Below are 14,096 nucleotides of genomic sequence, written 5' to 3'. Positions count from 1 at the left end.
GCGGAGGCGGCCGCCCTCGTCGTGTTCGGCAGGGCCCCGTCAGGCACCCTCAGCGGCCCCCGTGCGCCCTTGCGCGCCCTCCCTCGCCCCGTCCCGCCCCAGCGTCCGTACGACGTCGGACACGCGCGTGTAGACGCCCGGACTGCCGGCCCGCCCGCAGCCGCTCCCCCAGGACACCAGGCCGATCAGCCGCCCCCGGGCCACCAGCGGCCCGCCGCTGTCACCCTGGCAGGCGTCACGGCCCCCCTGCGGCTCCCCCGCGCACACCATGCGAGCGGCGTCGTACGCCCCGTCGACGCTGCCCGCATACGCCCGCTCGCACCTCGCGTCGGACAGCACGTGCACGCGTGCCGCGCGCAGGCTGTGCGCGTAGTCGCCGCCGCCCGTCCTGTCACCCCATCCGTAGACCCGGGCGCCCGTACCCGGCTCGTACGCGGGGTCGCCCTTGTCCGCCGCCGGAACGACGGCGTCTCGGGGCAGTGGTTCGGCGAGGGAGAGCACGGCGAAGTCACCGGCGTTGCTGACGGCGTCGTAGTCCGGGTTCACCCAGGTCTTCCGGACCGCGATCTCCTGCCCCCGGCCCGTGCGCAGGTCGGTGCGCCCCGCTATGACCCGCAGGTCGGGCACCCGGTTCGGCGGCGTGCCGAGGACCTCCTCGCCCATGCAGTGGGCCGCGGTGAGCACGGTGCTCCGGCCCACGGCGACGCCGCCGCAGAACTGCCCGGACCGCGTACCCCCGAACCGGTCACGGCTGGACAGCGCGATCGTCCAGGGAGCATCGGCCACGTCGACGGGGAATCCGCCGACGACCACGCTGTCGGCGGCGGCCGGGACGGCGGACACCAGGGGCAGGGCGGTCGCGGCCGCGGCCAGGACCAGCGGCCCGGCAAGCGCGTGGGCAAGGGGACGGGACATGACGCTCCTCACTCAGGGGTGTGCGTGGAACACCCAGCGTCATCCGGAAGACCGGGGCCCGCATCCGCGCGGCAGCACGAAGGCCCGGTTTCCCTGCGGGGAAACCGGGCCTCGTCGTGGCGGGAGGCGGACTAGTCGAGGTAGTCGCGCAGCACCTGCGAGCGCGACGGGTGGCGCAGCTTCGACATGGTCTTGGACTCGATCTGGCGGATGCGCTCACGCGTCACGCCGTAGACCTTGCCGATCTCGTCGAGGGTCTTCGGCTGACCGTCGGTGAGACCGAAGCGCATGGAGACCACGCCCGCCTCGCGCTCGGACAGGGTGTCCAGGACGGAGTGCAGCTGCTCCTGCAGGAGCGTGAAGCTGACCGCGTCGGCCGGCACGACGGCCTCGGAGTCCTCGATGAGGTCACCGAACTCGCTGTCGCCGTCCTCGCCGAGCGGGGTGTGCAGCGAGATGGGCTCACGGCCGTACTTCTGGACCTCGATGACCTTCTCGGGGGTCATGTCGAGTTCCTTGGCCAGCTCCTCCGGGGTGGGCTCGCGGCCCAGGTCCTGGAGCATCTGGCGCTGCACACGCGCCAGCTTGTTGATGACCTCGACCATGTGCACCGGGATGCGGATGGTGCGGGCCTGGTCGGCCATGGCGCGGGTGATCGCCTGACGGATCCACCAGGTGGCGTACGTGGAGAACTTGTAGCCCTTGGTGTAGTCGAACTTCTCGACCGCGCGGATCAGGCCGAGGTTGCCCTCCTGGATGAGGTCCAGGAAGAGCATGCCGCGGCCGGTGTAGCGCTTGGCCAGGGAGACCACCAGGCGGAGGTTGGCCTCCAGGAGGTGGTTCTTGGCGCGGCGGCCGTCCTCGGCGATGATCTCCAGCTCGCGCTTGAGCTTGGGGGCGAGCTTGTCGGAGTTCGCCAGCTTGTCCTCGGCGAACAGACCGGCCTCGATGCGCTTGGCGAGCTCGACCTCCTGCTCGGCGTTGAGCAGCGGGACCTTGCCGATCTGCTTGAGGTAGTCCTTGACCGGGTCGGCGGTGGCTCCGGCGGCCGCGACCTGCTGCGCGGGCGCGTCGTCCTCGTCCTCGTCGGACAGGACGAAGCCCGCGCTCTCGGTGCCCTCGGGCTCCTCGCCGGGCTTGACCTCCTCGACGGCCTCGTCCTCGACTGCCTCGGCGTCGTCCTTCTTGGACGCGGTCTTCTTCGCCGCCGTCTTCTTGGCCGCGGTGGTCTTCTTCGCCGCCGTCTTCTTGGCGGTGGTCTTCTTGGCAGCCGCCTTCTTGGCCGGCGCTGCCTCTTCCTCGGCGGAAGCGTCGACGGCGGCCGGGGTGGCGGCGGTGGCGGTGGCCTTGCGGGCGGTCACCGTCTTCGCCGCGACCGTCTTGGTGGCGGTGCGCTTGGCCGGGCTCTTCGCTGCGACGCTCTTCCGGGTGCGCTTGGGTTCCGCGGCACTGACCATCAGCGTCACACCCTCTTCCTCGAGGATCTGGTTGAGGCTGCGCAGTACGTTCTTCCACTGAGTGGCCGGAATCTGGTCAGCTTCGAAGGCCCGACGCACGTCATCGCCGGCGATCTGCCCCTCAGCCTTTCCCCGCTCAATGAGCGCCATGACAGAGACGGACTCGGCGATCTCCGGCGGGAGCGTACGGGATGTGCTGGCCGACACGAACAACCTCTCGGAACGTTGGAAAACGGCTTCCGGCACCGTCCACGATGGACAGGAGCCGACCACCGGCTTGGGGATGGGCCGACGGCGCGGGCGGGCGCCGGGAGATGCACAGCGCCTTGAACGGCGTCCGTATTCCCTCCGCGGCTGTCACCTCTTAGGTCATCGCGCTGTTCCCACCAGTGTTACGCCCAATCCGCGTGGCCCGAGTCACATCCCGTAAACCGCAAAACGGTCAGACATGGGCAAGATGGGTCACTGATGGGCTCAAACCGGTCGGCATGATGGCTTGCGGCACCCTCGCGCGGTCGGGCCCCGCAGGATGCTGCGGGGCCCGACGGGGGACGGCTCGCCGGCCGGGCGATGCCACGGGCGGGGAGGTCACCCCCGGCGGCGCCGTCCTCGGTGGGCGGCTGTCAGTGCTCGCGCGGGGCAGGCACCACACGCTCCACCTCGGGCTGGACCGTGAGCAGCTGCCGCATGGTCGCCTCGGCCGCCGCGCCGTCGCCGGCCGCGAGGGTGTCGATGATCCTCGCGTGGTGCGTCATCGACACCTCGCTCGGCCGGTCACAGCCGGTGACCGGGCCGCCGGACACCTGCAGGGCGGCGGACACGATCCCGAAGAGGTGCTCCAGCATGCGGTTGCCCGCGACCTGGATGAGGAGCGAGTGGAACTCGGCGTCCGCACGCGAGAAGGTGAGCGCGTCGCCCTGGGTCATGGCGTGGTTCATGATCTCCACCATGTCCGTGAGGCGCTGCTGGACCTCCTCACGGCCGTGCCCCGCGGCGAGGCGGGCGGCCAGCGGCTCGATCGTCCAGCGCAGCTCGCTCAGCTCACGGCGCTGATCGTCGCGCTGCGGCCCGAAGGCACGCCATTCGATGATGTCCGGGTCGAGGAGGTTCCAGTCGCTGACGGGACGCACGCGCGTGCCCACATTCGGGCGGGCGCTGACCAGGCCCTTGGCCTCCAGCACCCGGAGCGACTCGCGCACGACGGTGCGGGACACCTCGAAACGCTGGCCGATCTCCTCGGGCACCAGCGGGCGGTCGGCGCCCAGGTCACCGCTGACGATCATCTGGCCGAGCTGCTGGACGAGTTGGCCGTGCAGCCCGCGTCCGCGGCTGCCCGCGGCACGCCGGCCCACTCGGCCCAGCTCGGGTTCCGTGCCGTCCCAGGCGGAGGTACCTACGCGGTCGCCGACGGGCGACTCGGCGAAGGGGTAGCGGTCGAGTTCGCCCGGGCTCGACAGGCCGGAGTCGGCGGAGCGGGCGGCGGTCATCATGGTGTGCGCAAGGGTACTCACGGATCTTTTGTCGGCGCCGTCCTCAACTCCCTTGAGGTCTTTGGTGAAAAGCACACGAAAGGGTGATCGCTCACCCCGTCGCAATTGACGCCTTATCGGAAAGAAATGAGCTTTCCCCGGGGAGTTGCGCGCACCGCACGACCGGAAGTGCGAGAACCGCACCCGTCAAACCCTGCCGCGCACCGCGCTGAACACATACACGCAGAGCAGCGTGGTCAGTGACAACGCCATCGCGCCACCGGCGGGTTGGGCGATCACGCGCAGCGCACCGTCCACATACCGCTCCCCACCGAACGGCCACTGCGGCAGGAGCACCTCGTGCAGCCTCGCGTGCAGTGCCGACGCCGTTCGCACGGACGGTCCCCGAAAGAGCTTGTGTACGAGCGGCACGACGACCACCGGCACCGTCACCACCGTCGCCAGCCCCGCCGTCGTCGACCGGAACACTCCCGCCGCCAGCACACCCGCCCAGGCACACCCCACGACCAGTCCGGCCCACGCCACGCCCCACACCACCCGTCCCTCGGAGACCTCCACGACCTCCCGTCCGAACAGCAGATACAGCACCTCCGCGTCACACCCGACCGTCAGAACCGCCAGCACCAGCGCGACAACGGCGGAGACGACGAGTTTCGCGGCCAGCAGCCCCAGCCGGCGGGGCACGGTGCCGCGATCGGCCGCCAGTGCGGGATGACGGAACTCGTCACCGAAGGCGAGCGCACCGACCAGCCCCGCACCGAGCGCCGCGGGCGGCAACGGCACCTCCCGCGGCCAGGCGGTCAGAAGCCGCGTCGGCCGGGTGTGTCCGATCCGGGCCATCACGACAGCGGTCACGACGGACACGAGCAACACGGCCGCGGCGATGCCGAACGTTGTCGCGACACCGGTGACGCGTCGGAGCTCGTAGTGCAGGGGACGCAGGGGGGTGGGGGCGGGGCGGACGGCGATGAGGGGTGGGAGGGGGGGTGGGGAAGGGGAAGGGGGCGGGGAGTCGAGGGTGCGGGGCGCGGGGACGGACCGCAGGGCCGGAGCCGACTCGCCCTCCCGCGGGTGCGGCTGCCCCTGCTCACGATCCGGTCCCTGCCCGGCGCCGCCCTGCAACTGCTCCGGGACCCGCGTGTCCTGCGTGTCCTGTGCATCAGCGGCGTCCATCACGGGCCCCATGTCGCCGATCTCGTCCGCGAGTTGATGCACGACGATGCCGTGCCGGAACGCCACCTCGCCGACTTCGGCGCAGCTGCCGCCGTACACGGACAGACGGTTGCCGCCCTCGTGGGTGACCTCGAGGAAACGCTGGGCGATGCGGGCGTCCTGGGCAAGGAGGGTGGCGAGCCGGGGGGCGTGCGGGGTGCGGACGGCGACGCGGGGGCGCAGCCGGGTGCGGGCGAAGTCGGCGGCTTCCTGGTCGGCGACGACGCGGCCGTCGTGGAGGGTGATGACGTGGTCGGCGGTGCGTGCGGCCTCCTTGGGGTCGGCCGTGGTGAACAGGACGGTGCCGCCCTGATCGGCGTGGACGCGCAGCAGATCGTGCAGCCGGCGGCTCTCGCGGGTGGAGAGTTCGGCCGCCGGGTCGTCGAGGACGAGGGCGTGGGGGTCTCCGAGCAGTGCGCTGGCCAGGCCGAGGCGGCGGTCCATGCCGCGGGAGAGGGTGCCGAGACGTTCGTCGCGCAGGCTGACGAGGCCGACGGCTTCGAGGACTTCGTCGGCACGTCGGACCGGGACGCCGACGGCGGCGCAGAGCATGCGCAGGTGACCGCGTACCGTGCGGGAGGGGTGCCCCGGTACGTCGCCCAGCAGCACGCCGACTTCACGGGACGGATGGGTGATGCGGTGCAGCGGGCGGCCTCGGAAGTGGGCGGTCCCTCGCCCGGGTTGCAGCTCGAGCATCAGTCCGAGTGCCGTCGTCTTGCCCGCGCCCGGCGTCCCGAGCAGCGCGGTGACGCGGCCGGAGTGCGCCTCGAAGGAGACGTCGTCGACGGCGGGCGGTAGCTCTCTGCGGGGCTTGCTGGTCAGTCCGATGGCCTGGATCACCCGCAGCAAGATAGCGGGCTATGTCCGGTTTTCGGGGATCACGCGGGGCGCCGCAGTGTGGGATCGGATCTGTCGGACCCGTGTTCGCCGTTCGTGCCGGGCGCCGGTCGCGAACGGTCGTACCGGCCTCGACCGCCCCTGCCGTACGTCGCTCCGGTCTGATCCGGACGTGCCGTCGACCGTCCTTGTACGGCGTTGTCTGTGGAGCCCTGTCGAAGGGACGCGGTGGAGGCCGGTTGTGGACGGCCGCGTCACATCTCGGGGCGCAGCATGGGCGGGTTGAGGAGGGTGGCGCCGCCCGCACGGAAGAGCTGGGCCGGGCGGCCGCCTTGGCGGGTGGTGGTTCCTCCGGTGGGCACGAGGAAGCCGGGGGTGCCCGTGACCTTGCGGTGGAAGTTGCGCGGGTCGAGCGCGACGCCCCAGACGGCCTCGTAGACGCGGCGCAGCTCTCCGACGGTGAACTCGGGCGGGCAGAACGCGGTGGCGAGGGAGGAGTACTCGATCTTGGACCGGGCGCGCTCGACCCCGTCGGCCAGGATCCGGGCGTGGTCGAAGGCGAGCGGTGCGAGCGGTTCCCCTTCGCGGCCGTAACCGTCCTTCTGGAGCAGTTCTCCGACCGGTGCCCAGCGTGCGTTGCTGGCGTCGCCGCCGGCCCGGGGGGCCGGGAGGTCCGGGGCGAGGGCGAGGTGGGCGACGCTGACGACGCGCATCCTGGGGTCGCGTTCGGGGTCGCCGTAGGTCGCGAGCTGTTCCAGGTGTGCGCCGTTGTCCTGGGCGGGGACGGCGGGGTCGTGGACACGCAGCCCGGTTTCCTCGGCGAGTTCACGCGCGGCCGCCTGCGCCAGGTCCTCGTCGTCCCGTACGAAACCGCCGGGCAGTGCCCAGCTGCCCTGGAACGGGGATTCGCCCCTGCGTACCGCCAGCGCGCACAGGGAATGGCGGCGCACGGTCAGCACGACCAGGTCCACGGTGACGGCGAAAGGCGGAAAGGCTGACGGGTCGTAGGGCATGCGGCGATCATAGTCGTCTGCCTGACGATAAACACTCTCTTCGTCGGTCTCGTCGATGCCGGTCCGCTTCGGTCCGCGCGGGGTGTCGTCCCACGTCGGGTGCGGGACGGGGGTGCTCCGGGCCGTCCGTCGTGCCGGGTCGTGGCCCCGGGCGCGGGCCCGTCGTCGTCCGGGGCCGGCCGGTGCGGAGTCAGGGCAGTTGCCGGTTGGTCACGCCTCCCCCTCCGTCTGGCCACTTCCCCCGCGGGCGGCTCCGGAGCGTGGAGCGCCGCGCCGGCCGCCGTCCTTTTTGGCAGGGCGGGGGCGGGAGTCCGGGCGAGTGTCCCGCGGCCGTGTCCCGTTCGGGGAGCGGTGCGGCGGACGGTGCCGGTTGCCGGCGGTGCCCTCGGCGCGCGCCCGCCGTGGGCGTCGGGTGGCTTCCGCGATGAGGGCGGAGCCAGAGTCGGCGTCATGGCCGGGGCCGGGGTCGAGGTCGGAGCCGGGGTCGGGGGCAGGGTCGGCGGTGGTCCCGCTCTCCGGTGCCTTCCCGCTGGTTGATTCCGGCGCGTTGTCCGGGGTCTTGTCGTCAGACGTCGCCCTCTCGCCGCCCGCCGCCTTCCGGGAGAGCCGGCCGGAGTCGGTGCCGGTGGCCCGCTGTTCTCCGCGCTCCGCGCGTTCCGCGCGCAGGCAACGGCGGATCGACTCGGGGTCCAGGCCCTGGTTGCAGGCCTGATGCAGCAGACGGGCGAAGAGGTACTCGGGGTCCGCGCCGAGGGCCATGGCCAGCGCTTCCCTGGCCTCCAGTTCGTCGCCGGTGGACCAGGCGACCCAGCCGGCCAGGGTGAGCGGTGAAGCGGCGTGCTCACCGTATGGGCCGGCGCAGCGGCGTGCGAGGGCTCGCCAGAGGCGCAGGGCGAGCCCGGCCTCGGTGCCTTCCATCCACTCTGCGGCGCGGTCGCGTGTGTGGCGGTCCTGGAGGCCGAGAATCAGGATCGCCGCGTCGTCGGGTGGGAGCAGTTCGTCGTCGCGGAGGTCCGCGGTGACGGTGGCCGCGGGCGGGGTGGCGGCGAAGCGGCTCATGACGCGCTCCGCGAGGTGGAGGGTCTCCTCGACGACGTCGGCGCGGCTGTCGGGGTCGAACATGCGGGGTACCAGGACCGCGCTGCGGGCGTCGAGGGCGATCTCCTGTTCGAGCATGGCCGAGTCCTCCCTCGGGAGGAGACGGGCGCGCAGGTCGCGCAGGGTACCGCGGACCTGGATGCCGGCGTAGGTGGCCGCTGCGGCGATCACGGAGGTGCCGGGCAGGCCCATGGGGACTCCGTTCGCGGGGCAGCACACCTCGTTGTCGCAGCAGTACGACCAGAAGCGTCCGTCGGAGATGCACAGTGCCTCGACGACCGGCACGTCGAGACCGCCGCATTCGAGGCGGACCTTGTGGGCGAGGGGCCGCAACCGCTCCATGACCTGACGTCCCGATTCACCGGTCGCCGGTTCCTGACAGAGGTAGACGACCATCCGTCCGGGGCGGGAGCCCCGGCGTTCGCTGCCCGTGACCAGGCCGTGCACCAGTTGCCCGGCGGCGGACGGCCAGTCGTCGGGGTTCGTGGGGATGCCCAGCCTGGCCCGGCCGCCGAACCTGCCGCGGCCGTTCTCGTCGCTCAGGGCGACCAGGACGATGCTGTCCTCCGGCCGGTAGCCGAGGAGGTACGGCAGGGCGTCGGCGAGCTCGGACGGGGTGCGCAGGGTGACCTGGTGTTCGGTGAAGGCCGGGACCTCGAGGGAAATGTCCCCCTCCCCCGCGGTGATGTCGCTGTTGTCGGAGGGTCCGGTCGTGTCGCTGTGGTTCGTCATGCCGGGACGATCTCGCGGATTGCGAAACTCCGCTCGGCCCTGTGGATAAGTCCGATCAGGGACACGTCACCTCAGGGCTGAGGTCCTCCTTCGTCGTCCACAGGCGAGGCGAGCTGTCGGTCCCGTCCTGTTGTATGGGACGCATGGAGCACACGAGCAACGCGGAACTGCGGACGGCCGCCGACACTGTCCTCGCCCGTCTCGTCGGGGACGACACGGGCACCGCCCGGCTGCGCGAGGACCAGTGGCGGGCCATCGAGGCGCTGGTCGCCGAGCAGCGCCGGGCCCTGGTCGTGCAGCGCACCGGGTGGGGGAAGTCCGCCGTCTACTTCGTGGCGACGGCGCTGCTGCGCTCGCGGGGCGCGGGTCCCACGGTGATCGTGTCCCCGCTGCTCGCGCTGATGCGCAACCAGGTAGAGGCGGCGGCCCGCGCCGGTGTCCGCGCCCGGACGATCAACTCCTCGAACACGGAGGAGTGGGACACGGTCCAGGCCGAGATCGCGGCCGGCGAGGTGGACGTGCTGCTGGTCAGCCCGGAGCGGCTCAACAATCCGGACTTCCGTGACCAGGTGCTGCCGAAGCTGGCCGCCGCGACCGGCCTCCTCGTGGTGGACGAGGCCCACTGCATCTCGGACTGGGGTCATGATTTCCGGCCGGACTACCGGCGGCTGCGGACCATGCTGGCCGATCTGCCGCCCGGCGTTCCCGTGCTCGCGACCACCGCGACGGCCAACGCGCGCGTGACCGCCGACGTCGCCGAACAGCTCGGAACCGGTGGCTCCTCGGACGCCCTGGTGCTGCGCGGCCCACTGGACCGGGAAAGCCTGAGCCTCCACGTGCTGCGGCTGCCGGACGCCGCGCACCGGCTGGCGTGGCTCTCCGACCACTTGGGCGAACTGCCGGGCTCCGGCATCGTCTACACGCTCACGGTGGCGGCCGCCGAGGAGGTCACGGCCTTCCTGCGGCAGCGCGGCCACACCGTCGCCTCGTACACGGGGAAGACGGAGAACGCCGACCGGCAACAGGCCGAGGAGGACCTGCTCGCCAACCGGGTCAAGGCGCTCGTCGCCACCTCCGCGCTGGGCATGGGCTTCGACAAGCCCGACCTGGGCTTCGTGGTGCACCTCGGCTCGCCGTCCTCCCCCATCGCCTACTACCAGCAGGTCGGCCGCGCCGGCCGCGGCGTCGAGCACGCCGAGGTGCTGCTTCTGCCGGGCACGGAGGACGAGGCGATCTGGCAGTACTTCGCGTCGCTGGCGTTTCCCCCGGAGGAGCTGGTGCGCCGTACTCTCGACGTCCTCGCGCGCGCGGAGCGCCCCCTGTCTCTGCCCGCCCTGGAGCCGTTGGTGGAGCTGCGTCGCTCCCGTCTGGAGACCATGCTCAAGGTTCTCGACGTGGACGGGGCGGTCAAGCGGGTCAAGGGCGGCTGGATCGCGACCGGCCGGCCATGGACGTACGACACGGAGCGGTACGACTGGGTCGCGCGGCAGCGGCGGGCCGAGCAGGAGGCCATGCGCGCGTACGCGACGACGGCGGGGTGCCGGATGGAGTTCCTGCAGCGGCAGTTGGACGACGAGGGCGCCAAGCCCTGCGGCCGCTGCGACAACTGCGCGGGCCCGCGCTTCGGGGCGGACGCCTCCGCCGACGCCGTCGGCGCTGCCAAGGCCGATCTGGGACGGGCGGGGGTCGAGGTGGAGCCGCGGCGCATGTGGCCGACCGGGCTCGCGGCGATCGGCGTGGACCTGAAGGGGCGCATTCCGGCCGGTGAACAGGCCGCGTCCGGGCGGGCCCTGGGGCGGCTCTCGGACATCGGCTGGGGCAACCGGCTGCGGCCCATGCTCGCTGCGCAGGCCGCCGACGGCCCTGTTCCCGACGACGTCGCGAAGGCCGTGGTGGGTGTCCTCGCGGACTGGGCGAGAGGACCCGGCGGCTGGGCTTCGGGGGCCGGGGACGCCTTGGCCCGCCCCGTCGGTGTGGTCACCGTCGCCTCGCGCACCCGCCCGCAGCTGATCGACTCCCTCGGGGCGCACATCGCGCAGGTGGGCCGGCTGCCGTTGCTCGGCTCGGTCACGTACACCGGTGAGGCTCCGCCGTCCTCCCGGAGCAACAGCGCCCAGCGGCTGAAGGCACTCGACGGAGCGCTGACCGTGCCGCCCTCACTCGCCTCCACGCTCGCCGAGGCGCACGGCCCGGTTCTGCTCGTGGACGACTTCACCGAGACCGGCTGGACCCTCGCGGTCGCGGCCCGCATGCTCCGCCGCGCGGGCGCCCAGGAGGTGATGCCGCTGGTCCTCGCCGTACAGGGATGACCGCGAGCGGGGTGGGTGCCTGTCGTGCCCGGCCGTGCCGTCGGCGGGATGCAGCGCGACGGCGGGGCGACGAGTCGGACAGCACCCGGGCGGGAGCCGGGCGTACGGCCCACCCCTCCGGCCGCCCCGCAGCACCCGTCTGTCCCCTGCTTCCCGTCCTGCTGGGCAATCCCCACGCCCGCTTTCCACCGGACCGCCCCACGCCCACTTCCGTTGGACCACCACCCCCCGCCCGCTTCCCAGCGGACCACCCTGCACCCGCACCCGCACCCGCACCCGCACCCGCACCCGCACCCGCAGACCGACTGCGTCACCTCGCCCCCGCACACACCTGTCCCGCCGCAACCCCCAGGCGTCACCGGGCCGCGCGGTGGGCAGGTATACAGCAGGGATATAAACGGCGTACCGCTCGATAACGGTCGGCGACCCCAATTGCTCGTTGCCGCATCCCAGTTCGAGGGGAAGAATTGAAGTCCGCTCCCCGCACGGCTCGTCCGTGATCAGGCAGGGCTCAACTGCGGTGCGCGATCCCCCGAATCCGATCTCGCCCGCAGTGTGGGCGCGTAGCCGAAGGGAGGAACGTGACCTTCGGATTCGCTCCGTCCTCGGCGGCCTCGTTGTCGACGTCCGCCACCTCCGCCAATCGCGTGCTGGAGCCCGGAGAATGGGCCGCTGCCGGGATCCCTCTGCTGCGCAATCCCCGCGAGGTGGTCAGCGGACTGCACAGCCGACACCATCCAAGACCCGAGACGGCCGTCGTGGCGGTGCTCGATCCGGACGACCGGCTGCGGGCGAGCGCCTCGTTCACGCGCCGCCAGTCGCAGGCCGACGGCTGGATGTTGCGCAACGCCCTGCTCGCGCAGCTGCGCCGGGTCATCCCGCACGACCTGCGCCGTCGCACGCCGGTGCGCACCGCCGTGCTGTTGTACTGCCGTGAGGGCGACACCCGCTGGACGGAGGAGGACGGCGCGTGGATGTGGGGCCTGCGCGACGCCTGCACCCTGCACGGGCTGCGCTGCGGTGCGTACATCACGCTGACGCAGGACGGCTGGCAGGTGCTTGGCGAGGGGCGGGGTGGACGTCGGCCCAGCGCGGATTCGGCGCCGGAGCCGTTCGCCACGTCCGAGGCGCCGCCTCCGCCGCCCAGGACCGGCGGGGTCTCCTCGGACGTACTGCGCCGGGTGGCGGCCCGATGAGCCGGACGAGTACCTGAGTCGCAAACGCTCGATGAGTCCTGACGGAACGTTCCGCCCCCGCCGACGTCCCGCCAAGGCTCCCACCGTGCGGCCATACGCACAGCACCACACGACACCGTTTGCGGCACTTCCGAGCGGTCCCGGAACCCACCAATCCACGAACCCGCGAATTCACGGACCGGCCAAGCACGAACCCACGGACTCCGAACCCGCGAACTCACGGACCCGCGAATTCACGGACCCACGGACTCCGAACCCGCGGACCTTCGAACCCGCGGACCCGGCGGCACTCCAGGGACTCGACTCGACTCCCTGGAGGGCGCGGCGTCGGCCGGTCTCAGACCCCTGCGCCCAGCACCGGGTTGATGCGCTGCGGTTCGCCGCAGACGATCAGCAGGGCGCCGGCCCGCGTGTGGGACGTGGCCAGGGCCGAGGCGTCGGCCGCTTCCGAGCCGCCGTTGACGGCGACGACGACCACGGGACGTACGGCGGCGCGGCCCACGGCGGCGGCGTCCGCGTAGAACACGTCGTCGCCCGCGTCGTGCTGAGCCCAGTAGGACTCCTCGCCGAAGGACAGTTCGTGCGCGGCCCACGGGTGCGGGTCTCCGGTGGTGACCACCAGGATGTCGCCGGGCGCGCGGCCGGACTCCAGAAGCAGGTCCACGGCTTCCTCGGCGGCGTCGAGGGCACCCTCGGCCGGGGCCGGGACCAGCTGGATCTGTGCCGTGGCCGAGCCGGCGGCGGTGGTGGCCGGTGCCGGCGGTCCGGGCTTGGCGGCGACGTCGCGCGGGGTGCGCTGCGCCGGCGCGGTGGCCCGCGGAGGGCCGGGGCGACCGGGCCGCGACGGAGCCGCGGGACGGGGACCGGGTACGGGGTGAGGGGTCGGCGCGGTGCGGCTGTTGGCCGGGGTCGCGCGGGGACCCTGGGCACTCTCGTGAATCTGAGGCTCCTCGGGAATGAGAGGCATGAGCTGATGTTTATCAAACGCTAGTGCGGCTCGCGCGGGCGGGTCGCCCCCGCGCGCGCGAATCCGTCAGAAATCGAAGCCGAGCTGACCCTCGATCTCGGGCCCGCTTCCGTTCACCCAGCTGCGGACCTTCTTGAGGTGCCGCCACCTGGGCAGCGCATCAAGATACGCCCACGACAACCGGTGGTGCGGGGTGGGGCCCCGTTCCTCGAGTGCGGCCTTGTGCACGGGCGACGGATACCCGGCGTTGTCCGCGAAACCGAAGTCTGCATGGTCGACACCCAGTTCGGCCATCATTTTGTCGCGCTGCACCTTGGCGATGACCGAGGCCGCCGCGACCGCCACGCACGACTGGTCGCCCTTGATGACGGTGCGGACCTGCCAGGGCGTGCCCAGGTAGTCGTGCTTGCCGTCGAGGATCACGGCGTCGGGGCGGACCGGAAGGGTTTCCAGGGCACGCACCGCGGCGAGCCGCAGCGCGGCCGTCATGCCGAGCCGGTCGATCTCCTCCGGGGAGGCGTGCCCGAGGGCGTACGACGTCACCCAGGTCCGCAGCGTCCCGGCCAGCTGCTCGCGGCGTTTGACGGTGAGGAGCTTGGAGTCGGTGAGGCCCTCGGGGGGCCGTCGCAGTCCGGTGATCGCGGCGCAGACGGTGACGGGACCGGCCCAGGCGCCGCGCCCCACCTCGTCGACACCGGCAATGACCTTCGCTCCGGTCGTGGCGCGCAGGGAGCGCTCGACGGTGTGAGTAGGTGGTTCGTACGGCATGGCGTCATCAGCCTACGCCGCCCGCAACTCGTCGCGACACCCCGGCTCCCCCGGCGGCTTCAGGACTTCCGAGGCCGGCGTCGGGCGCCGGCCGGGATGGCG

The 14,096-nt window shown here is 72.2% G+C and carries 10 protein-coding genes; 2 read left to right on the top strand and 8 right to left on the bottom strand.

The window, feature by feature from the left end:
• Positions 1 to 39: 39 nt before the first annotated feature.
• The 6 genes from ABZ354_RS23240 to ABZ354_RS23215 form a co-directional block, all read right to left on the bottom strand.
• A complete protein-coding gene (locus tag ABZ354_RS23240) occupies positions 40 to 915 on the bottom strand; it encodes a serine protease (protein ID WP_358659670.1) in 876 nt (291 codons plus the stop codon).
• A gap of 131 nt (positions 916 to 1,046) precedes the next feature.
• Positions 1,047 to 2,579 carry an RNA polymerase sigma factor gene (locus ABZ354_RS23235; protein ID WP_358659668.1) on the bottom strand — a complete coding sequence of 511 codons (1,533 nt, stop codon included), beginning with the start codon at positions 2,577 to 2,579 and terminating at the stop codon, positions 1,047 to 1,049.
• A 416-nt stretch (positions 2,580 to 2,995) separates the two neighbouring features.
• Positions 2,996 to 3,883 (bottom strand): FCD domain-containing protein, encoded by an 888-nt coding sequence (locus tag ABZ354_RS23230; protein ID WP_358659666.1) that lies wholly within the window; start codon positions 3,881 to 3,883, stop codon positions 2,996 to 2,998.
• 165 nt (positions 3,884 to 4,048) lie between these two features.
• A complete protein-coding gene (locus ABZ354_RS23225) occupies positions 4,049 to 5,914 on the bottom strand; it encodes an ABC transporter ATP-binding protein (protein WP_358659665.1) in 1,866 nt (621 codons plus the stop codon).
• Positions 5,915 to 6,165: 251 nt separating this feature from the next.
• Positions 6,166 to 6,924, bottom strand: coding sequence for an NUDIX hydrolase (locus ABZ354_RS23220; RefSeq protein ID WP_358659663.1), 759 nt, complete (start codon positions 6,922 to 6,924; stop codon positions 6,166 to 6,168).
• 210 nt (positions 6,925 to 7,134) lie between these two features.
• Positions 7,135 to 8,754, bottom strand: a complete 1,620-nt coding sequence (locus tag ABZ354_RS23215; protein WP_358659661.1) for a DUF4192 family protein — start codon at positions 8,752 to 8,754, stop codon at positions 7,135 to 7,137.
• A gap of 143 nt (positions 8,755 to 8,897) precedes the next feature.
• On the opposite strand from ABZ354_RS23215, the gene ABZ354_RS23210 reads away from it, so the two are divergent.
• Complete coding sequence (locus tag ABZ354_RS23210; RefSeq protein ID WP_358659659.1) at positions 8,898 to 11,063, top strand: RecQ family ATP-dependent DNA helicase; 2,166 nt, start codon at positions 8,898 to 8,900, stop codon at positions 11,061 to 11,063.
• A gap of 581 nt (positions 11,064 to 11,644) precedes the next feature.
• On the top strand, positions 11,645 to 12,259 hold the full coding sequence (locus ABZ354_RS23205; protein ID WP_358659657.1) for a hypothetical protein: 615 nt from the start codon (positions 11,645 to 11,647) through the stop codon (positions 12,257 to 12,259).
• Between the two features lie 337 nt (positions 12,260 to 12,596).
• Here ABZ354_RS23205 and ABZ354_RS23200 read toward each other — a convergent pair whose 3' ends face one another.
• Together ABZ354_RS23200 and ABZ354_RS23195 are read right to left on the bottom strand one after the other, a co-directional pair.
• Entirely contained in the window at positions 12,597 to 13,226 is a 630-nt protein-coding gene (locus tag ABZ354_RS23200) for a hypothetical protein (protein ID WP_358659655.1), read from the bottom strand.
• A 66-nt stretch (positions 13,227 to 13,292) separates the two neighbouring features.
• Entirely contained in the window at positions 13,293 to 13,994 is a 702-nt protein-coding gene (locus tag ABZ354_RS23195; RefSeq protein WP_358659653.1) for a ribonuclease HII, read from the bottom strand.
• Positions 13,995 to 14,096 lie beyond the last annotated feature (102 nt).

Origin of the sequence: Streptomyces sp. NPDC005925 (assembly GCF_040638805.1) — a bacterium.
Taxonomy (GTDB): domain Bacteria; phylum Actinomycetota; class Actinomycetes; order Streptomycetales; family Streptomycetaceae; genus Streptomyces.
Note: the sequence above shows the minus strand (reverse complement) of the source record. Positions and strands in the feature narration are given on the sequence as shown.

Excerpts from the sequence above, each read along its gene's own strand:
- ABZ354_RS23240 (WP_358659670.1), bottom strand. The coding sequence starts at position 915 with ATGTCCCGTCCCCTTGCCCACGCGCTTGCCGGGCCGCTGGTCCTGGCC.
- ABZ354_RS23220 (WP_358659663.1), bottom strand. The coding sequence starts at position 6,924 with ATGCCCTACGACCCGTCAGCCTTTCCGCCTTTCGCCGTCACCGTGGAC.
- ABZ354_RS23215 (WP_358659661.1), bottom strand. The coding sequence starts at position 8,754 with ATGACGAACCACAGCGACACGACCGGACCCTCCGACAACAGCGACATC.
- ABZ354_RS23210 (WP_358659659.1), top strand. The coding sequence starts at position 8,898 with ATGGAGCACACGAGCAACGCGGAACTGCGGACGGCCGCCGACACTGTC.
- ABZ354_RS23200 (WP_358659655.1), bottom strand. The coding sequence starts at position 13,226 with ATGCCTCTCATTCCCGAGGAGCCTCAGATTCACGAGAGTGCCCAGGGT.
- ABZ354_RS23195 (WP_358659653.1), bottom strand. The coding sequence starts at position 13,994 with ATGCCGTACGAACCACCTACTCACACCGTCGAGCGCTCCCTGCGCGCC.